The organism is Corynebacterium fournieri, from assembly GCF_030408775.1.
GTDB lineage: Bacteria > Actinomycetota > Actinomycetes > Mycobacteriales > Mycobacteriaceae > Corynebacterium > Corynebacterium fournieri.
The window spans coordinates 1845714-1864358 of sequence record NZ_CP047210.1 but is presented as its reverse complement, the minus strand read 5'-3'; the positions used below and the strand labels follow the sequence as shown (position 1 = coordinate 1864358).

At 62.8% G+C, this 18645-nt stretch carries 21 protein-coding genes, 4 tRNA genes and 1 pseudogene; 13 read left to right on the top strand and 13 right to left on the bottom strand.

Translation table 11 applies throughout. The annotated features are described in order from the left end of the window. The first annotated feature begins 1 nt into the window (after position 1). The 7 genes from CFOUR_RS08985 (at position 2) to lptM (ending at position 4987) form a co-directional block, all read left to right on the top strand. Entirely contained in the window at positions 2 to 541 is a 540-nt protein-coding gene (locus tag CFOUR_RS08985) for a DUF2017 domain-containing protein (RefSeq protein WP_085956755.1), read from the top strand. Between the two features lie 435 nt (positions 542 to 976). Further along, positions 977 to 1597 carry a rhomboid family intramembrane serine protease gene (locus CFOUR_RS08980; RefSeq protein WP_230471872.1) on the top strand — a complete coding sequence of 207 codons (621 nt, stop codon included), beginning with the start codon at positions 977 to 979 and terminating at the stop codon, positions 1595 to 1597. A gap of 10 nt (positions 1598 to 1607) precedes the next feature. Then, positions 1608 to 2411, top strand: a complete 804-nt coding sequence (murI, locus tag CFOUR_RS08975) for a glutamate racemase (RefSeq protein ID WP_230471736.1) — start codon at positions 1608 to 1610, stop codon at positions 2409 to 2411. Positions 2412 to 2466: 55 nt separating this feature from the next. Beyond that, positions 2467 to 3234, top strand: a complete 768-nt coding sequence (locus tag CFOUR_RS08970; RefSeq protein WP_085956752.1) for an MBL fold metallo-hydrolase — start codon at positions 2467 to 2469, stop codon at positions 3232 to 3234. 34 nt (positions 3235 to 3268) lie between these two features. After that, positions 3269 to 3997: a ribonuclease PH gene (rph, locus tag CFOUR_RS08965; RefSeq protein ID WP_085956751.1), complete on the top strand. Its 729-nt coding sequence runs from the start codon at positions 3269 to 3271 to the stop codon at positions 3995 to 3997. Next, positions 3991 to 4590 (top strand): RdgB/HAM1 family non-canonical purine NTP pyrophosphatase, encoded by a 600-nt coding sequence (gene rdgB, locus CFOUR_RS08960; RefSeq protein ID WP_085956750.1) that lies wholly within the window; start codon positions 3991 to 3993, stop codon positions 4588 to 4590. The genes rph and rdgB overlap by 7 nt, the downstream gene beginning before the upstream one ends. 22 nt (positions 4591 to 4612) lie before the next feature. After that, complete coding sequence (gene lptM / locus CFOUR_RS08955) at positions 4613 to 4987, top strand: LPS translocon maturation chaperone LptM (protein ID WP_085956749.1); 375 nt, start codon at positions 4613 to 4615, stop codon at positions 4985 to 4987. Positions 4988 to 5041: 54 nt separating this feature from the next. Here the strand turns inward: lptM and CFOUR_RS08950 are convergent, their stop codons facing one another. Beyond that, the gene (locus CFOUR_RS08950; RefSeq protein ID WP_085956748.1) at positions 5042 to 5419 is read right to left on the bottom strand and encodes a DUF3817 domain-containing protein; all 378 of its coding nucleotides are present in this window, start codon (positions 5417 to 5419) and stop codon (positions 5042 to 5044) included. Between the two features lie 6 nt (positions 5420 to 5425). Next, positions 5426 to 5878, bottom strand: a complete 453-nt coding sequence (locus CFOUR_RS08945) for a hypothetical protein (RefSeq protein ID WP_085956747.1) — start codon at positions 5876 to 5878, stop codon at positions 5426 to 5428. A 126-nt stretch (positions 5879 to 6004) separates the two neighbouring features. Between CFOUR_RS08945 and CFOUR_RS08940 the strand changes: the two genes are divergently transcribed. Then, positions 6005 to 6089 (top strand) — tRNA-Leu (locus tag CFOUR_RS08940). A gap of 30 nt (positions 6090 to 6119) precedes the next feature. On the opposite strand, the gene bcp is transcribed toward CFOUR_RS08940, so the two are convergent. Further along, on the bottom strand, positions 6120 to 6605 hold the full coding sequence (bcp, locus tag CFOUR_RS08935; protein WP_085956746.1) for a thioredoxin-dependent thiol peroxidase: 486 nt from the start codon (positions 6603 to 6605) through the stop codon (positions 6120 to 6122). A gap of 78 nt (positions 6606 to 6683) precedes the next feature. Between bcp and CFOUR_RS08930 the strand changes: the two genes are divergently transcribed. Next, positions 6684 to 6959 (top strand): DUF3618 domain-containing protein, encoded by a 276-nt coding sequence (locus tag CFOUR_RS08930; protein ID WP_085956745.1) that lies wholly within the window; start codon positions 6684 to 6686, stop codon positions 6957 to 6959. Positions 6960 to 7178: 219 nt separating this feature from the next. Next, complete coding sequence (locus CFOUR_RS08925) at positions 7179 to 7778, top strand: DUF305 domain-containing protein (RefSeq protein ID WP_085956744.1); 600 nt, start codon at positions 7179 to 7181, stop codon at positions 7776 to 7778. Here CFOUR_RS08925 and CFOUR_RS08920 read toward each other — a convergent pair. Together CFOUR_RS08920 and CFOUR_RS08915 are read right to left on the bottom strand one after the other, a co-directional pair. Then, entirely contained in the window at positions 7775 to 8341 is a 567-nt protein-coding gene (locus CFOUR_RS08920; RefSeq protein ID WP_085956743.1) for an isochorismatase family protein, read from the bottom strand. The genes CFOUR_RS08925 and CFOUR_RS08920 overlap by 4 nt on opposite strands. A gap of 125 nt (positions 8342 to 8466) precedes the next feature. Then, positions 8467 to 8539 (bottom strand) — tRNA-Lys (locus CFOUR_RS08915). Positions 8540 to 8739: 200 nt separating this feature from the next. On the opposite strand from CFOUR_RS08915, the gene CFOUR_RS08910 reads away from it, so the two are divergent. Then, the gene (locus CFOUR_RS08910; protein WP_230471735.1) at positions 8740 to 9930 is read left to right on the top strand and encodes a L,D-transpeptidase; all 1191 of its coding nucleotides are present in this window, start codon (positions 8740 to 8742) and stop codon (positions 9928 to 9930) included. Between the two features lie 30 nt (positions 9931 to 9960). Here CFOUR_RS08910 and CFOUR_RS08905 read toward each other — a convergent pair whose 3' ends face one another. After that, positions 9961 to 11043 (bottom strand): alkene reductase, encoded by a 1083-nt coding sequence (locus CFOUR_RS08905; protein WP_085958331.1) that lies wholly within the window; start codon positions 11041 to 11043, stop codon positions 9961 to 9963. Between the two features lie 276 nt (positions 11044 to 11319). Between CFOUR_RS08905 and CFOUR_RS08900 the strand changes: the two genes are divergently transcribed. Beyond that, positions 11320 to 12513, top strand: coding sequence for an IS481 family transposase (locus CFOUR_RS08900; RefSeq protein ID WP_085958330.1), 1194 nt, complete (start codon positions 11320 to 11322; stop codon positions 12511 to 12513). 96 nt (positions 12514 to 12609) lie between these two features. Here the strand turns inward: CFOUR_RS08900 and CFOUR_RS08895 are convergent. The 6 genes and pseudogenes from CFOUR_RS08895 to CFOUR_RS08870 form a co-directional block, all read right to left on the bottom strand. Next, positions 12610 to 12682 (bottom strand) — tRNA-His (locus CFOUR_RS08895). A 47-nt stretch (positions 12683 to 12729) separates the two neighbouring features. Then, positions 12730 to 13359: an oligoribonuclease gene (gene orn, locus CFOUR_RS08890; protein ID WP_085956742.1), complete on the bottom strand. Its 630-nt coding sequence runs from the start codon at positions 13357 to 13359 to the stop codon at positions 12730 to 12732. Further along, positions 13360 to 14166, bottom strand: coding sequence for a mycolate reductase (cmrA, locus tag CFOUR_RS08885; protein WP_085956741.1), 807 nt, complete (start codon positions 14164 to 14166; stop codon positions 13360 to 13362). A gap of 10 nt (positions 14167 to 14176) precedes the next feature. Next, complete coding sequence (locus CFOUR_RS08880) at positions 14177 to 14491, bottom strand: transcriptional regulator (RefSeq protein WP_085956740.1); 315 nt, start codon at positions 14489 to 14491, stop codon at positions 14177 to 14179. Further along, positions 14488 to 14907: a hypothetical protein gene (locus CFOUR_RS08875; protein WP_085956739.1), complete on the bottom strand. Its 420-nt coding sequence runs from the start codon at positions 14905 to 14907 to the stop codon at positions 14488 to 14490. Before CFOUR_RS08875 ends, CFOUR_RS08880 begins: the two co-directional genes overlap by 4 nt. 139 nt (positions 14908 to 15046) lie before the next feature. Further along, positions 15047 to 16319 (bottom strand): annotated as a pseudogene (locus CFOUR_RS08870) (MFS transporter). Positions 16320 to 17233: 914 nt separating this feature from the next. Between CFOUR_RS08870 and CFOUR_RS08865 the strand changes: the two are divergent. Continuing rightward, positions 17234 to 18427 (top strand): IS481 family transposase, encoded by a 1194-nt coding sequence (locus CFOUR_RS08865; RefSeq protein WP_085958330.1) that lies wholly within the window; start codon positions 17234 to 17236, stop codon positions 18425 to 18427. 96 nt (positions 18428 to 18523) lie between these two features. Here the strand turns inward: CFOUR_RS08865 and CFOUR_RS08860 are convergent. Continuing rightward, positions 18524 to 18597 (bottom strand) — tRNA-Arg (locus CFOUR_RS08860). Between the last annotated feature and the right edge of the window lie 48 nt (positions 18598 to 18645).

Sequence of the window (18645 nt, the reverse complement as noted above, 5' to 3'; positions counted from 1 at the left end):
CATGCAGCCGTGGCGCAAGAAGAAGGGCCTGATGCGCTCGACGCCGAAGTACAGCACCGTGTTCGACCCGATGGAGCGGGAGGTCATCGGCGACCTCACGGCCACTGTGTCGGAGGCGCTCATCGCGCGGGCCCAGTCCGCGCCGAAGGACGAGTTCGCGGAGATGCTTGGGGTGGCTACCGGCCACACCGAGGCTCCGGAGGACCCGCGTCTGGCCCGCTTGCTGCCGGATTTCGAGCGTGAGGGCGACGAGGAGTTCGACGGGGACAACGGGCTGTTACGCAGCCTGCACGAAAACGACATCATCAAGTCCAAGCTGATCAACCTCCAGGTGGTCAACGCAGCGCTCGGCCCCACCGGCGGGGTGGAGGTGACCATCGAGGAGGACGAGGCCCACCAGTTCATCGCAGCCCTCAACGACATGCGCCTGTACGCCTCCGCGGACGATTCTGGCAGCGAGGCCGCGCGCGAGGACCGCCAGCGCCTGATTGACTGGTTGGCGTTCTGCCAGGACTCTCTGCTCGAAGCGTTGATGGGCTAGCTGGTTCGCCCGCAGCCTGACGACGACCTTCGGTAGGTCACCGCGGACTCCACGACTCAGCACTGCAGACTCCACAACAAACCCTGAGCAAGGAACCCAGAGTATGCCCTGTTTCGGACCGTGCTCTGGGTCCCTTGCTCAGGGTTTGGCGCAAAGAGAGGCGCAGCACCGCTGCGCCGCAGCCCGGCCCGGATGCGGCGAACCCGCTAGACTCCAACCACGATGAGCAACCACAATCACACCCCGCAGGGCTGGGGCTACGGCGAGACTGGGCAGCCGGGTTACGGCAAGCCGTTCCAGCGACCGTTCTCGCACCCGGAGCGGCAGCAGCCGGCGTTTAGCGAGCCCGCGCGGCCGCACAACCCGTACGCGACCCCGCAGCAGCAGGGCCAGTACGGCCAGCCCCAATACAACCAAACCCCCGGAACCCAGCGCGTGCCGAAACGAAAGGCGCAGCGCCAAACGGGCTTGCGTTTTGCCGGCGGCTTCCTCGCAGTGATCTGGGTGGTGTTCCTGCTCGAGTTGATCTTTCCGTGGTTGCAGGCGTTTGGCATCCACCCGCTGGACGTGTCCTCGCTGCCGTTTATCTTCACCTCGCCGCTGTTGCACGCGAACCTGGAGCACATAATCTCCAACTCGATCCCCGGCGCAATTTTCGCGTTCCTGGTGGGCTACTCCGGCAAGCGCGTGTTTTGGGAGGTGACCGCGTTCGTGGTCATCATCGGCGGCCTGGGCACCTGGCTTTTGGGTGGCGTGGGCACGAACCACATCGGCGCGTCCGGGCTGGTCTACGGCTGGCTGGCCTACCTGATCATCCGCGGCTTTTTCAACCGCTCGCTCAGCCAGATCATTACCGGCGTGATCCTCGGATTCTTCTACTCCGGACTGATTTTCGGCCTGCTGCCGGGCACGGAGGGCGTGAGCTGGCAGGCCCACCTGTTCGGCGCACTCGGCGGCCTTGTGGCTGGCATGGTGATCACGTCCGACGACCCGCCGGAGCTGGTGGCGAAGAAGCAGGCCAAAGCGCTTGAGAAGCAGGCGCGCCGCCAGGGATAGGATGGCCGGCGTGGAAACTAACGCTGGCAACAACGCACCAATCGGGCTGTTCGACTCCGGCGTGGGCGGGCTGACCGTCGCGCGTGCGGTGATGGACCAGCTGCCAGGGGAGTCCCTGATCTACATCGGCGACACCGCCAACGGCCCCTACGGCCCGCAGCCGATCGCAAACGTGCGCGCCCACTCGCAGCGCATCGCCGACGAGCTGGTGGAACGCGGCTGCAAGATGCTGGTGATCGCCTGCAACACCGCCACCGCCGCGTTCTTGCACGACGCGCGCGAGCGCTACGACATCCCCGTCATCGAGGTGATCCAGCCGGCGGTGCGCCGCGCGATCGCCACCACGCGAAACAACAAAATCGGCGTGATCGGCACCCAGGGCACCATCAACTCGGGGGCGTACCAAGACCTCTTTTCCATCCACCCGGGCCTGGAGGTCACCGCGAACGCGTGCCCAAAGTTCGTGCCGTTTGTGGAGCAAGGCAAGACCTCGGGCAAGGAGGTGCTGGAGGTCGCCAGCGGCTACGTGGCGCCGCTGCGCGAGGCCGGGGTGGACACGCTCGTGCTCGGCTGCACCCATTACCCGCTGCTTTCCGGCGTGATCCAGTTGGCCATCGGCGACGATGTCACCCTCGTCTCCTCCGCCGAGGAAACCTCCAAAGACGTGCTTCGGGTGCTCACCGAAAACGAGATGCTGCACGATGCGGCAACCCCGCCGACCTACGTCTTCGAATCCACCGGCGACCCCGACACCTTCGACGCGCTGGCCCGCCGCTTCCTCGCCCCGCCGGTGCGCGCAGTGGGACGCGAATAGGAAAATTTAAGGTTTTCAATAGGACTTTCGGGCGTATTCGTGGCAGAGTGTTTCCATGCAGTTGACCATCCTCGGGTGTTCCGGAAGCCTTGCAGCACCCGGTAACCCAGCCTCCTCCTACGTCATCTCCGTGCCGGGTGAAACCGACGTTGTGATGGATTTCGGTGCCGGGGCGCTGGCCGCGATGCAGGAGCGTTTCGACCCTGCCGCAGCCCACGTGATCTTCAGCCACCTCCACGCCGACCACTGCGCCGACTTCCCGTCGCTCCTGGTCTGGCGCCGTTACCACCCCACGGCCCCCGCGTCCGAGCGGCACCGCCTCATCGGACCGTCGTATGCGCCTGAGCACTTCGGCCGCATGAGCGCGGACGGCCCGGGGGAGCTGGACGATATTTCCGACACGTTCGAGTTCACCGCTTGGCGCGCCGGGCGGCCGGAGCACTTGAGCGGGTTGGCCATCACCCCGTTCGACGTGGTTCACCCGGCGGCGGAATCGCACGCGCTGCGCATCGAGGACGCGGACGGAAAAGTGATCAGCTTCTCCGGGGATTCCGGTTTTACGCCTACGCTTATCGACGCCGCACGCGACGCCGACCTCTTCCTCTGCGAAGCCGCGTGGGGTGCCACCTCCGAGGGCAAGGCCGAGGGCATGCACCTGTCCGGGCAGGAGGCCGGCCGCATCGCCCGCGAGGCAGGAGTGCAAACCCTGGTGCTGGTGCACATCCAGCCGTGGACGGACCCGGAGGAGGTCGTCCAGGCGGCCCGCGCAGAGTTCGACGGCGAGGTCGTCCTCGGCACGGCCGGTGCCACCTTCGAGCTGTAGGGCGGGCGTTGCAGGTTGCGTTACTCTTGGGCGCATGACTGATTTTTCGCGCCTTGACGGCCGCGCCTTCGACCAACTGCGCCCCGTGCGCATCACCCGCGGCTTCACCTCCAACCCGGCGGGCAGCGTGCTCGTTGAGTTCGGCAACACCCGCGTCATGTGCACCGCCTCCGTGGAGGAGGGAGTGCCCCGCTTTAAGAAGGATTCCGGCGAAGGCTGGCTCACCGCCGAGTACGCCATGCTGCCGTCTGCCACGCACGAGCGCATGCCGCGCGAATCCATGAAGGGCAAGGTCAAGGGCCGCACCCACGAGATCTCCCGCCTGGTGGGCCGCTCGCTGCGCGCTGCTGTGGACTTGAGCCAACTCGGCGAGAACACCATTCAGCTCGACTGCGACGTGCTGCAGGCCGACGGCGGCACTCGCACAGCGTCGATTACCGGTGCGTACGTCGCGCTCGCTGATGCGATCGCCGTGCTGAAGGAGCGCGGCGTGGTCCCCGGTGAGCCGCTGCTCAAACCCATTGCCGCCGTCTCCGCCGGCATCATCGACGGGCATGTGTGCCTGGACCTGCCCTACGAGGAGGACTCCCGCGCGGAGGTGGACCTCAACGTGGTCATGCAGGAAGGCGGCAATTTCGTGGAGATCCAGGGCACCGGCGAGCACGGCCTGTTCGGCCGCGAGCAGCTCGGCGAGATGCTGGATGTGGCCGCCAAGGGCTGCGAGGAGCTCATCGCGACGCAGAAGGCGGCGCTGGGATGGTAAAGGTACTCGTCGCCTCCCGGAACCAAGGCAAGGTCCGCGAGCTCGAGCAGGTGCTGCGCGAGCTCAACATTGAAGGGGTGGAGCTTGTCTCGCTTCACGACGCTTCGCCATACCCCGACCCTGTCGAAGACGGCCTGACCTTCGAGCAGAACGCGTTGCTGAAAGCCCGTGCGGGTGCCAAGGCCACCGGTTTGCCCTGCGTGGCCGACGATTCTGGCCTGACCGTCAAGGCGCTCAACGGCATGCCCGGCATCTTGTCTGCCCGCTGGTCCGGCAACCACGGCGACGACCAAGCGAACAATGAGCTCCTGCTGGCACAGATGGCGGACATCAACGAGCGTGCCGCAGCGTTCGTCTCCTGCTGTGCGCTGGTTACCTCGGCGGGGGAGGAGCACACCGCCGAGGGCCGCTGGGAAGGCGAGCTGTTGCGCGAGCCGCGCGGCGAAAACGGCTTCGGCTACGATCCGCTGTTCCAACCTGCCGATGCGCCCGGCCGTTCTTCGGCCGAGCTCTCCGCTGACGAGAAAAACGAACGTTCCCACCGCGGCAAGGCGCTGCGCGCCCTGGTGCCGCACCTCGCCGCGCTGCGGTGACGCAATTGGATACAGTGGGCTTATGAAGAAAACGATTGCATTGGTAGGAACTGTTCTCGCCTCCGGCGCACTGCTGACGGGCTGCGGCCAGAAGGGCGACTTCGACGGCACCTGGTCCGGCGACATCACCGCCACCCAGGAGGGCAAGGGTGGCGGGCAGGCCACGGTCAACATTGACGGCAAGGACTGCGACTGGCAGATGACCGAAACCGATGGCGAGACCAACGAGGCGAACTGCCTGCGCGACGACAAGGAGTTCAAGCTGGAAGATCCGCTGACCCACCAGGATCTGAAGTACAACGCCGAGCGCAGCGGCGACACTCTCACCCTGACCCCAGACAACGGGCCGGCTGAGAAAGTCGGCGTGATGGTGTTGAACAAGACGGGCGAGAAGTAGCGCTGCAAAGCAAAAGGCCCGGCAGGACGGACCTGCCGGGCCTTTTCGTGTTCCTTAGGACAGCTGGAACGTCTCCTTGACTTCCTTGCGGCGCTTCGCCTCGACGATAAAGGACATAAACGGCACAACACCCGACAGTGCCGTCGAAATCCACGTGCCAGCGGACCAGCGCGCCTTAGACCCCAAGTTGAGCGAAGTCATGAGGAATGCGACGAACGCGAACCCGTGCACACGCGCAACCCAGGACAGGTAATCGACGTTCATGTCGAAGCCGTACTGCATGATCATGCGAAGACAGAGCAGCAAAAACAGCACGCCGGTGACCCACGCGGCGATGGAGAACCATTGCAGCGCTTGCTTTACGCGACGCTGGCGCTCGGGGTGGATCTTCGGCGCCTGATTGGGCTGGGCCTGCGGGGTGGGCTGCGTCATGCTAATTCACTTTTCCTTTTCAATACCTTCAGTGTTCGTGCTTCGGCGCTGTGCCACGAGCTCGTTGAACTCGTCCACGCCCATCTCCGGGCGGGAGGGCAAAAAGTCCGCGTCGATTTCCGTGGGCTCCTTGGGCTTGCCGTATTTGACCAGGTCCGCCTCGTAGAGGTCATCCATGGTCAGACCCGCGTTCTCCGCGTCGATCTTGTCGTTTTCCATGCGCATACCCGCGCGGTAGGCGTAGACGAAAAATGCGGCGAAGCACGGCCACTGCAGCGCGTAGCCCAGGTTTTGGAACGTGCCCGAGCCGGACTGGTAGCGGTGCCACTGCCACCGCGCGAGCAAAAGGCACGTCACCGCGGCGGCAACGAGCAGCACGATGTGCCACCAGCGCACGCGGACGCGTTCACGTTGAGGCACCGCCTCGGTGTGCTCAACTGCCTTGTTTTCCTCGCTCACAGCAGGTCAGTTTACCTGCCGGGCCGGAAAGACCAAACGAAAGTTGGATATCGCCCGGGCCTGCCCGCTGTACTCAGGTGCGTTTGTCGGTAGTGAGACCCCGCAGTGTACTATCCAACGAATGACGCGCCCGTGGCGGAATTGGCAGACGCGCTGGATTTAGGTTCCAGTGCCTTATGGCGTGAGAGTTCAAGTCTCTCCGGGCGCACCACTTCTTTTTTGGGGGTCAGGACGAAAAGTCCTAGATATCCCAGTCGCGCAGAATGCGGCTCACGTGGCCGGTGGCTTTGACGTTGTACTGCGCCTCGTCGACGGTGCCCTTGCCCGCGTCGTCCACACTGACCAGGAAGGTGGATCGGATCACGCCCTGGACCACCTTGCCGTAGTTCTTCTTTTCGCCGAAGGCGCCGTATGCGGTGAGGGTGTCCTTTGGTTCGTCGGAAAGCAGCTCAACGCCCAAGTCATGGTCCGATCGGAACTTGGCCAGCTTGTCCACTGGGTCCGGGCTGATGCCCAACACGGTCACGGAAGCATCGCGGAACTGCTCCATGTTGTCCGTGAAGTCGCATGCTTCTGTGGTGCAACCGGGGGTGTTGGCTTTGGGGTAGAAGTACACAATGACCCTCTTGCCAGCAAAGTCGGTGAGGGAGACGTCTTCACCGCGGTCGTTTTTCAGCGTGAAAGCGGGGGCGATATCGCCCTTTTCCAATCTAATCGGCTCAGTCATGGTTCCCCGTTTTACACTACTGTGGAGACGAAAAGACGTGAGTCTGAAAAAGTCAACGTAGACGTAGGAGTTTCCCAAGTGGCACGAGACATTCACGATATCGAGCGCGACCTCGAGCGCACCCGCGGCCAGCTTGCCAGCACCCTGGACGAGCTTGCAGACCGCACGAGCCCGAAGACTCTCGCGGGCAACGCAAAGAGCGAGGCAGCGAACTGGTTGAAGGACGAGACGGTGCAGAAAGTAATCGGTGGCATTGTTGTCGGTGTTGCCGCCCTGATCGGTATCAAGGCCTACAACGGCCGTAAGCGCAAGAGCGAGCTCAAGGAGCTGCAGAAGCTGCTGGCGAACCGTTAAGACAGCGCATCTGGAATACCCCAGATACTGCCGCACCGCCCGACTTCACGCTGCAAGTCGGGCGGTTTTCGTATCCGCGGGTCTTGGAAGCGAGAATGTCAGCTGGCGGGGACTTTTCTTCGAATCGCCCTCGCCAGTCGCGGATCCGGGGTACTCTCGAAATAAGACCGAAAGGGAGTACCAATGGTTCAGGATTAAGCCGAGCACGAACTTGAACAGATGCGAGGCAGCAAGAAGCCGCTGTGGGTCGCCCTGGCGGTCATCGCCGCGGTTGTGCTCGTGCTCACCGTCGCGGGGCCGTCGATACGCGCCGCAATGACATCGCACGAGGAAACCGCAACGTCCGCGGAAGGCGACTACAACGACACCGACGTGCACTTCCTCGGGATGATGGTGCCCCACCACCAGCAGGCGATAGACATGTCGGACGTGCTGCTCAATTCCGACGTCGACGACGCGCAGGTGCGCGACCTCGCCCAGCGCATCAAGGACGGGCAGGAGCGGGAAAACGGGCAGATGAACGCGTGGGCCAACGAGTGGGGGATCCAAGACGACATGGAGTTCCATTCGCGGCACATCGCCAACGGCATGTTCCAGCCGGAAGAGCTCGCGCGGTACGAAGCGCTCACTGGCGACGAGCTACGCACCGCCTTTTTGGAAATGATGCACTTCCACCACGTCCACGTGATCAAAATGACCCAAGGTGAGGTGGACCGTGGCGCCTACGCGCCGCTGCAGGAGATAGCGCAGGAGATGATCGACGTCCAAACCGCCGAAATGGGGGAGATGGAAGAGCTGTTGGGCTATACGCCGAACTAGACCAGCTCGGCGCCGGCGTCGACCATCTCCTGGAGGGCGTCGGCGCCGCGCTTGTCGTCTACCGGCGAGCACATGCTGCGCAACACCCGGACAGCGAAGCCTTCCTTGAGCGCGTCCAGGACGGTGGCGCGCACGCAGTGGTCCGTTGCGATGCCGCACACGTCCAAGTGCGTGATCTCCTGCCCGCGCAGCCAATCCGCCAACGACTGCTCTTCGCCGTTGACACCCTCGAAGCCGGAGTACGCCGCGGAGTAGTGGCCCTTCTTGAAAAACTGGTCGATCAGGCCCGTATCCACCGGGCCGCGGATCTGCGAGCCGTAGGAATCCGCCAGGCAATGCACGGGCCAAGAATCCACGAAGTCCGGCGCATCCGAGAAGTGCGCACCCGGATCGATGTGCCAATCCTGGGTGGCCACGATGCGCTCGTACTCTCGGGGGCGGCTGTCCGGGGTGGAGATGAGCTCTGCAATCTTCGACGCCACCTCGTCGCCGCGCGCAGTGGCCAACGCGCCGCCAGGGCAGAAGTCGTTTTGCACGTCCACGATGAGTAACGCAGTATTCATACTGCTCAGCATACTCTCAGGAGAACCGTACCGAGCGTTGTGTCGAAATTTATTGTGACTTTTTGCCGCGCAAATAAAGTGGCCCGGTCCGCGGTGTATTATCACCGTCGAACCGGGCCGTTTTGTGCGCCATCAGGGAATCGAACCCCGAACCCACTGATTAAGAGTCAGTTGCTCTGCCAATTGAGCTAATGGCGCTTATTTTGTTTTCTCCGTTGCTCTCGGCAACGAAAAGAAACTGTAGCACCGTCATTGCTGAGCGTGAAATCGGCAGGTCAGGTGGGGGAAACCGTCGCTAAGCAAAGTGCTTCAACACACGGGGTGAGAATAGTGGACTTTCAGTGGTGAGGGGATAAAGTATTGGGGATTCGTAAACAACATCTTGTGAGGGGTAAGCAGTGGGTCACCGTCGAGTGGTGCGCGGTCTTGCGCTGATAGTTGCTGCGGCATCGCTGTCTTCCTGCACCATCGGCGACGCCGGGCGCCTGACGCCGCAAGCGCAAACCACAGACGCGGAGACCTCCACCGAGAAGCCGAAGCCGAAGCCACCTCAGGTCAACGTGGCAAACGGGGAGACCGGTGTAGAGCCCACTGAGCCGATCCGCGTCACCGCGGCCGCTGGCTTGTCCACCGTGAAAATGACCAACGAGGACGGCAAAGAGGTCGAGGCCAAGTTCAACGACGACAAGTCCGAATGGGCCACCACCGAACCGCTCGGCTACGGGCGCAAATACACCGTGGAAGCGCGCGACGCCGAAGGGCAGAAGGTGGTCACCTCGTTTACCACCCTGACACCGGATGCGACGGTAAACGCCTACGTTGGGCCGCTCGACGGCGCGGTCGTCGGCGTGGCCCAGGCGGTGACCATCCGCTTCGACACTGCCATCAAGGACACCAAGGCGGTGGAGGATCTCATCGACGTGCAGACCTCCAACGGCACCGACGGCGCTTTCTTCTGGCTCGATCCCTACGAGGTGCGCTGGCGCCCCAAGGACTACTGGGAGCCCGGCACCGAGGTGAATGTGAAGATCGACATTTACGGCCAGAAGATGGGCAAGGGACTCTACGGCGCGCAGGACAGTGAGACCAGCTTCACGATCGGCGACAAGGTTGAAACCGTCATCGACAACGCCGACAAGATGCTGCGCGTGTACTCCAACGACGAGTTGGTCAAGGAGTTCCCCATTTCTATGGGCACCGACAACGTCCACGACACCCCGAACGGCACCTACGTCGTCGGCGACGAGCACGAAAAGCTGACCATGGATTCGCGCACGTACGGCCTTGCCTTGGATGCCGGCGGCTACGTCACGCCCGTGGATTACGCCACGCAGCTGTCGTACTCCGGTATCTACGTCCACTCCGCCCCGTGGGCGATCGGCGCGATGGGTAGCTACAACCAATCCCACGGCTGCATCAACGCGTCCTACGACAACGCCCAGTGGTTCCAGAATTTTGTCAAGCGCGGCGACCCAGTGGTGGTGAAAAACACCGCCGGGGGCACGCTTACGCCTTACGACGGCCTCGGGTACTGGAACCTCGATTGGGAGCAGCGCTCCGGCGGCTCGGAGGATCCGCTCTACCCGTAGGGTCGCTCGCCCGAGCGTGCCCCGCGCCGGCTAGCGCGTGGAGAAGGGGTAGTCGGTGTAGCCCTTCTCCCCGCCGGTGTAGAAGGTCGACTCGTCCGGTGCGGTCACCGGTAGCCCCTCTTTCCAGCGGCGCACCAAGTCCGGGTTCGAGATAGCCAGCCGGCCCACCACGGCGGCGTCTCCGTGCTCCACCAGGCGCTCGGCCGCTTCACGGTCGGTCGGCTCGGCGAACCCGGAGTTGAGGAAGACGCGGGTGCGACCGTTCTCGCGGGCGCGGCTGATCAGATCGATCATCAGCTCACCCGCGGGCTCTGCGTGCATTAACGAGACGTAGGCGAGCCCGAGGTCCGCCGTGGCGTCAAGCAGCCCGCCGTAGGTGGCCAGCACGTCTGCATCATCTGTTTCCTCGATGCCCTGAATGTTGTTCTGCGGCGACAGGCGGATAGCCACCCGGTCCGCCCCGATTTCATCCGACACTGCGCGCAGGATCTCCTCGACGAGCCGGAACCGCTTCTCCGGGGATCCGCCGTAGGCGTCTTCACGCAAGTTCGAGTTCGGGGAGAGGAACTGGTGCAACAGGTAGCCGTTGGCGCCGTGGATCTCTACGCCGTCCATGCCGGCGTCGATGGCGTTTCGGGCGGCCTGGCGGAACTCGTCGATAATGCCCGGCAGCTCATCCGTGTCCAGGGCACGCGGGACAGGGCAGTCTTTGCGCGACTCGAAGTCCCGGACCGCAGTGCCGGAAGTCACCGCGGACGGCGCGACCGGCTCCGTGCCCTCCTGCAGGCTGGCGTGGGACAGGCGCCCACCCATCATCACCTGCATGAAGAGGTGCCCGTCGGCCTCGTGGACGGCGTCGGCGACGCGGCGCCACCCGGCAATCTGCTCGGCGGTGTCGGTACCGGGCTGCCCCGGAAAAGTCCGTCGGGTCACTGCGGGGAAGACGCCTTCGGTGACGATCAGGCCCAGCGAGGCCCGCTGCGAGTAGTAGGTCTCGTGCAGTGAGATGGGCACTCCGTCGCGGCCCGCGCGTGAGCGCGTCAGCGGAGCCATGATGATGCGGTTTGGCAGGGTCATCCGACCCACATCGAGGGAATCGAAAAGCGAAGTCATGCGCTCCATAACGCGCACATGTCAACAACTATTCCACGCTCGCGGGAGCAGCGGAGGAACACCGAGACAGAAAAAATCACCCCGCAACCTGTTCGTGCAGGCTACGGGGTATCTTCGGGGTGGCTGACGGTGTCTGAAGTCACGACATATTTGACGGGGTGTGCCTGCGGAAGGCGTTGTGATCCTTGACAGGTCAGTCGCGTCATAGTTGACACTTAGGGTTACCTCAGTCGTGTCGGTGACGTTTGACTGGTGAGTCGGGACATGTTTGACACTATGAACAGTCCTAACCGCAACATCGCCATCGTCAGAGCCGTCAGAGGCCAAGGCGGCACACCCACCAACGTCGCCAAACGATTCGGCATCTCGCGCCAACGCGTCCACCAAATCCTCAACGCCTACGACGCCGGCGGCGCCGAGGCAATCGCACCGAAATCACGCGCCCCGCACACCCACCCGCACGCCGTCCCGGAAGCACTACGCAACGACATCATCAGCATCCGCAAACAACTCACCCGACACGGACTCGACGCCGGGCCCGAAACCATTGCCTACCACCTCGAACAGGCCGGCAAACGCGCCCCCTCAACCTCAACGATCCGCCGCATCCTCACCAACGAGGGCTTGATCACCCCGCAGCCGCAAAAGAAGCCGAAAAGCTCCTACATCCGCTTCGAAGCCGCGATGCCCAACGAATGCTGGCAAGCCGACATCACCCACCTCTTCCTCGCTGATAACACGCGGGTAGAAGTCCTCGACTTCCTCGACGACCACTCGCGATACCTGTTGTCAATCACCGCGGCCGCCGCATTTACAGGCCCCGCCGTCGCCGCCGAACTCACCCGCCTGATCGGCGCATACGGCCCGCCAGCATCCACGCTGACGGACAACGGACTGGTGTTCACCGCCCGCCTAGCCGGGCGCAAAGGCGGGCGAAACGCATTCGAAAAAGTGCTCGTCGCACACAAAATCCAACAGAAAAACGGCCGGCCAGGCCACCCCCAAACCCAAGGAAAAATTGAGCGATTCCACCAAACCATCAAAAAATGGATCACCGCCCGACCCCCAGCACAAACCATCGATGAGCTGCAACAACTCCTCAACGAGTTTCGCCAATACTACAACTGCACCCGACCCCACCGCGCCCTAGGCAGACGCACCCCGCAGCAGGCATACACCACCGGAGTCAAAGCCACACCCAACGACAACCCCAAAGAAGAATGGCGCACCCGAAACGACACAGTCGACAAAAACGGCAAAGTCTCCGTGCGCTACGCCGGCAAACTCTTCCACCTCGGCATCGGACGCGCCTACAAACACAAGAAAATCCTCATGGTCATCACCGACAACCACATCATCACATCACTGGTCGAAACCGGAGAAGTCATCACAGAGCACTACATCGACACCGCCTGCGACTACCAAAAGGCCTACTGGAAACACGGCGACCCACCACTGCACCCCAAATGAACAAAACCGGCACCCCAGAACAAAAACAACTGGGATGCCGGTCCGTCCAGCATGTCGCGACTCATGCGTCAAGCATGACGCGACTCATGACATCGGGGTGGCTGACGGGACTCGAACCCGCGACACCCAGGATCACAACCTGGTGCTCTACCAGCTGAACTACAGCCACCATCGCTGTTTTTGCAGCGGGATATACCTTAGCCCCTCACCGTGCTTTCACAAAAACGGCTGGTAGGCGTCGGTTGCGCCGTGGGCGGCGTCACCTGCCGCCTGCGCATCCGGGCCGGGGGAGGGGACGAACACGGCGCGGCGGTAGTAATCCAGCTCGCGGATGGACTCCACAATGTCGGCCAAAGCGCGGTGCGCCATCCCTTTTTGCGGCTGGTTGTAGTACGCCTGCGGGAACCAGCGGCGCGACAGCTCCTTGACCGTGGAGACGTCGATCATGCGGTAGTGCAGCGCTGCGTCGAGGCGCGGCATCTGCGCGCGGATGAACGTGCGGTCGGTGGCGATGGAGTTGCCGGCCAGCGGGGCGGGGTGTGCGGGGTCGCAGTGCTTTTCGACGAGCTCGAGCACCGCATCCTCCGCCTGCTCGATACTGACGGCGGACGCCTTGATGTCGTCCAACAGACCGTTTTCGGAGTGCATCTGGGTGACAAAGTCGTCCATCTCCGCGAGCTCAGCGTCGGTGGCGTGCACGACCAGGTCCACGCCCTCGTCGATGATGTTCAGCTCCGCGTCCGTGACCAGCGCTGCAACCTCAACGATGACGTGGCGGGCGGGATCGAGCCCCGTCATCTCCAGGTCGACCCAGACGATGCGGTTGTCTTTGGCGGCGATGTCCATCTATTCCTCTCCCATCTGGGCGTAGAACTTGCCCATAATCGGCGGCAACACGCCGCGCGGCGCGTAGTTGGAGACCACATCCATGGCCTTCGAAAGCGGACCCGGCACGATGCGGCGGCGGTTCTTGCGCATGGCGGCGATGGTGTCGGCGGCGCAGGACTCGTAGGTGGTCCACAAAAAGTCCGGCACGACCTTGTCCACGATGGACTGCTCTTCTTCCGGGATGTAGGCCTCGCGCACTGGCCCCGGGGCGAGCAGCGTGACGTGCACGCCGGAGTCCTTCAGCTCGTAGTGCAGTGCCTCGGTGAACATGTTCACGCCGGCTTTGGTGAACACGTAGGTGGCGTTGTTCGGGATCGGCAGGTTGCCGGCCGCGGAGCCGACGTTGCACAGGGCACCTTCACCGCGCGGGACCATCTGGTCCAGCACGGCCTTGGTAATGCGGAACACCGCGGTGGCGTTCAGGTTGAACTGGTTCGTCTCGTAGTCCCAGTCCTGGCGCATGAACGGGCCGAAGCTGGCGATGCCGGCGGAGTTGACGCAGATGTGGATCGTGCGCTGCGCAATGTGCTGAAGCAGCGCGTCGACGTCGCGCTGCTTGGACAGATCCCCGGCGAAGATTTCCACATCGATGCCGTGGGTGTGCGAGAGCTCGTCGCCAAGCTTTTGCAGCACCTCCTCACGGCGAGCGACGATGATCAAATTGTGGCCTTCGGCCGCGAGCTGGCGGGCGACAGCCTCGCCGATGCCTTGGCTTGCGCCGGTGATCAGCGCGAAACGGTCGGGTGCGGGGGAGGGAAAACTCATGGGCACGAATCTACCCGCCCGCAATCTCGCGCAGCGCCGCCGTGTGGTTTTCGAAGGCCCGCGCCCCGTCTGCCGTGAGCGTGACCCACACCGTGTCCTTCGCTCGGCTCGAGCCGTACTCGCGAAAGCGCGTGACGTAGCCGTGCTCCTCCAAGGTGGCCAGCTGCTTCGACAGCGCCGAATCCGACAGGTCCACCTTGTCTTTCAGGGAGCTGAAGCGCATTTCGTGCCGGGACGTTTGTTTCTCCACGGCTCCCGCGCTGTAGAGCGTCGCACAAATCTTCAGCCGCGCCAGAGGGTGAATGACAGGGTCGATGCCGCTCATCGGCGCTTCTCCTCGTAGTACATGACGGCCGTGATGACTACGGTGGAGATGGTGCCGGCGATGATCGCGCCGACTGCACTGCCCTCCGGGATGAACCAGGTCAGCGGCAGGAGGAGTGCGGGCGCCAGGGCTGCGAACCAGTTCACTTTTGGCTCCTCCTGGATGGGCTGCTTCATGCTCGGGCGCACGTCGCGGTTGTGCTGCCACGCAACGAGGCCGATGGAGACGAGGAAAGATGCCGCGAACAGCGCCCACACATACGTCCAGTCCATGATTGTCCCGGCGATGGTGATGCCGAAGCTGGCCCCGAGGATTACGTAAACCCACAATGGGGTCGGTTTGCGTTGTGTGGCGTGTTCGATGCCGTCCACCTGCTCGAGGGCGGCGCGGGCCTCTTCTTTCGAGATGTTTTCCATGTGGGAAAGTATGACACTTTCCGGTGTGGAAAGCAACGGATGCGCACGATCTGACATTTGGGACGGCCGTCCAGTTTCAAACCTGCTGGTAGGGGGGATATTGTTGTCGGCTTATGTCAGATCGTGCGCGCAGGGCGGCCTAGATCTCGTGCATCTCCTGGTGCTTGGTCTCCGGCGCGGACAGGATGGCCACCAACGAGATGACGGTGACGACGACGAGGTAGATGCCCACCGCCTGCGGCCCGTGATTTGCGTTCAGTGCGGTGGCGATGAACGGGGCGATCGCCGCACCCAGGATGGAAGAGACGTTGTAGGCGATTCCGGAGCCGGTGTAGCGCACGTTGGAGGGGAACAGCTCCGGCAAGATCGCGGACATCGGCCCAAAGATGAAGCCCATCAACACCATGCCGATGAACAGGAAGATGCCGAGCGAGACCATGGTGAACGTCTCGGGGTTGAGCAGCCACTTGAAGCTCAGTCCGTAGGCGATGATGGCCACGGAGGTCAGCCCCAGCGTCGACCGGCGGCCGTAGGTGTCGGCCAGGTGCGCGGAGACGGGGATGCCCAGCATGAATCCGAAGATGCACACCAGCTGCAGCTTCAAAAAGGTCGGGTATGCGATGCCCAGGCCCACGCCCTCTTCGGCGGAGCCGATGCCGTAGGAGAGGAACCACGTGGTCACGATGTAGAACAGTGTGTAGCAGCCGACCATGATGAACGTGCCCTGGATCAGCGGTTTCCAGGCGGTCTTGAACACCTCGGCCAGCGGGGAGGCGGCCTTCTGGGCGGTTTGCTCAACCTGCTGGAACACCGGGGTTTCTTCCACCTGCAGGCGCACCCACAGTCCGATGATCACCATGACGATGGACAGCAAGAACGGGATGCGCCAGCCCCAGCGCATGAACGCTCCCTCGAAGTCGCCGGAGGTGTGACCCAGCACCGTGACCAGGATGAGGAACAGCCCGTTGGTCAGCAAGAAGCCGAAGGGCGCGCCGAGCTGCGGCCACATGCCGGCCCACGCGCGGCGGCCCTTCGCCGCGGTTTCGGTGGACAGCAGGGCGGCACCAGACCACTCGCCGCCCAGGCCCAGGCCCTGGCAGAAGCGCATCAGGGCCAGCAGTGCCGGTGCCCAGATGCCGGCCTGGGCGTAGGTGGGCAGCAGGCCGATGACGAAGGTGGCGATGCCCATGGTCAGCAGGGCGCCCACCAGGGTGGCCTTGCGGCCGATTTTTGTCGCCGAAGTGGCCGAACAGCACTGAGCCGAGCGGGCGGGCGATAAACGCTAGGCCGAACGTGGCGAACGACGACAGCAGCGAAACCGTGCTGGACTCGGATTTGGGGAAGAAAAGGAACGGAAACACTGCCACCGCCGCGGTGGCGTAGGCGTAGAAGTCGTAGAACTCGATGGTCATGCCGATGGTGGACGCGACGCGGACGCGACGGCGTTCCTCGGGGGTGGTCTCCCGGGGCGTGGCCGCCGGTGAGGCAGTGGGGTGGTGTTTGACACTTGTGGTCATAGCCCGTCCTTTCATTCCGTCGTATGGGGACAGTGTCCCGCGTTATGGGCCGAGCGTATCGCATAGTGGGATACGAGTCTCATAAAACATTCACGGAAACGGCGCGGCGGCGTGCAACCGGCCGCCCCCGAAAGCACCCGCCAAACAAAAACCGGCCCTCCGCGAAATATCGGAGAGCCGGTGGTGAACAGGCAAAAATGAGCGCCCCCAGCAGTGTCTGGTTCGGTGACATCGTTCCGCATGTCTCATGAGATCGTTCCGGTTTGTCCTGCGGGGATGTCTCACCACATCGTTCCGGTGGGCAAGCAATGCGCCGGAAGTGCCCCACGACGGCAAAAAGCCATGTCGTGAGACATCGTTCCGCTCCTCGTACGCACCGGCTCTGAGCGGCGACGGAACGCTCGTCGATAAGCAAAGGCTCCTGCCTGTGCTTCCCTGAAGCCACAATGCAGCTCCACAACGGGCTCATGCCGCATCAACCCACCTTGGAGGTAATCCCAAAGCGTCTGGGGCACACGACGGTCCGCCAAATCCAGCAGGAATCAAGCACCCACAAACCCTCAAAACACCACCAGACACCCCACCCCGGGGCACGCCAGAAACAAAAAATCTCGAGACACCGTAGGAACGATGTCTCGAGACTTCACAGAGCGCCCCCAGCAGTGTCTGAAGTCACGACATATTTGACGGGGTGTGCCTGCGGAAGGCGTTGTGATCCTTGACAGGTCAGTCGCGTCATAGTTGACACTTAGGGTTACCTCAGTCGTGTCGGTGACGTTTGACTGGTGAGTCGGGACATGTTTGACACTATGAACAGTCCTAACCGCAACATCGCCATCGTCAGAGCCGTCAGAGGCCAAGGCGGCACACCCACCAACGTCGCCAAACGATTCGGCATCTCGCGCCAACGCGTCCACCAAATCCTCAACGCCTACGACGCCGGCGGCGCCGAGGCAATCGCACCGAAATCACGCGCCCCGCACACCCACCCGCACGCCGTCCCGGAAGCACTACGCAACGACATCATCAGCATCCGCAAACAACTCACCCGACACGGACTCGACGCCGGGCCCGAAACCATTGCCTACCACCTCGAACAGGCCGGCAAACGCGCCCCCTCAACCTCAACGATCCGCCGCATCCTCACCAACGAGGGCTTGATCACCCCGCAGCCGCAAAAGAAGCCGAAAAGCTCCTACATCCGCTTCGAAGCCGCGATGCCCAACGAATGCTGGCAAGCCGACATCACCCACCTCTTCCTCGCTGATAACACGCGGGTAGAAGTCCTCGACTTCCTCGACGACCACTCGCGATACCTGTTGTCAATCACCGCGGCCGCCGCATTTACAGGCCCCGCCGTCGCCGCCGAACTCACCCGCCTGATCGGCGCATACGGCCCGCCAGCATCCACGCTGACGGACAACGGACTGGTGTTCACCGCCCGCCTAGCCGGGCGCAAAGGCGGGCGAAACGCATTCGAAAAAGTGCTCGTCGCACACAAAATCCAACAGAAAAACGGCCGGCCAGGCCACCCCCAAACCCAAGGAAAAATTGAGCGATTCCACCAAACCATCAAAAAATGGATCACCGCCCGACCCCCAGCACAAACCATCGATGAGCTGCAACAACTCCTCAACGAGTTTCGCCAATACTACAACTGCACCCGACCCCACCGCGCCCTAGGCAGACGCACCCCGCAGCAGGCATACACCACCGGAGTCAAAGCCACACCCAACGACAACCCCAAAGAAGAATGGCGCACCCGAAACGACACAGTCGACAAAAACGGCAAAGTCTCCGTGCGCTACGCCGGCAAACTCTTCCACCTCGGCATCGGACGCGCCTACAAACACAAGAAAATCCTCATGGTCATCACCGACAACCACATCATCACATCACTGGTCGAAACCGGAGAAGTCATCACAGAGCACTACATCGACACCGCCTGCGACTACCAAAAGGCCTACTGGAAACACGGCGACCCACCACTGCACCCCAAATGAACAAAACCGGCACCCCAGAACAAAAACAACTGGGATGCCGGTCCGTCCAGCATGTCGCGACTCATGCGTCAAGCATGACGCGACTCATGACAAGAGCGCCCCCAGCAGGATTCGAACCCGCGACCAGCCGGGTAGAAACCGGATGCTCTAATCCACTGAGCTATGGAGGCAGTGTCAGCGATTGTAGTTATGGCCTCGCGCAGCGCGAAAGTAGGGTA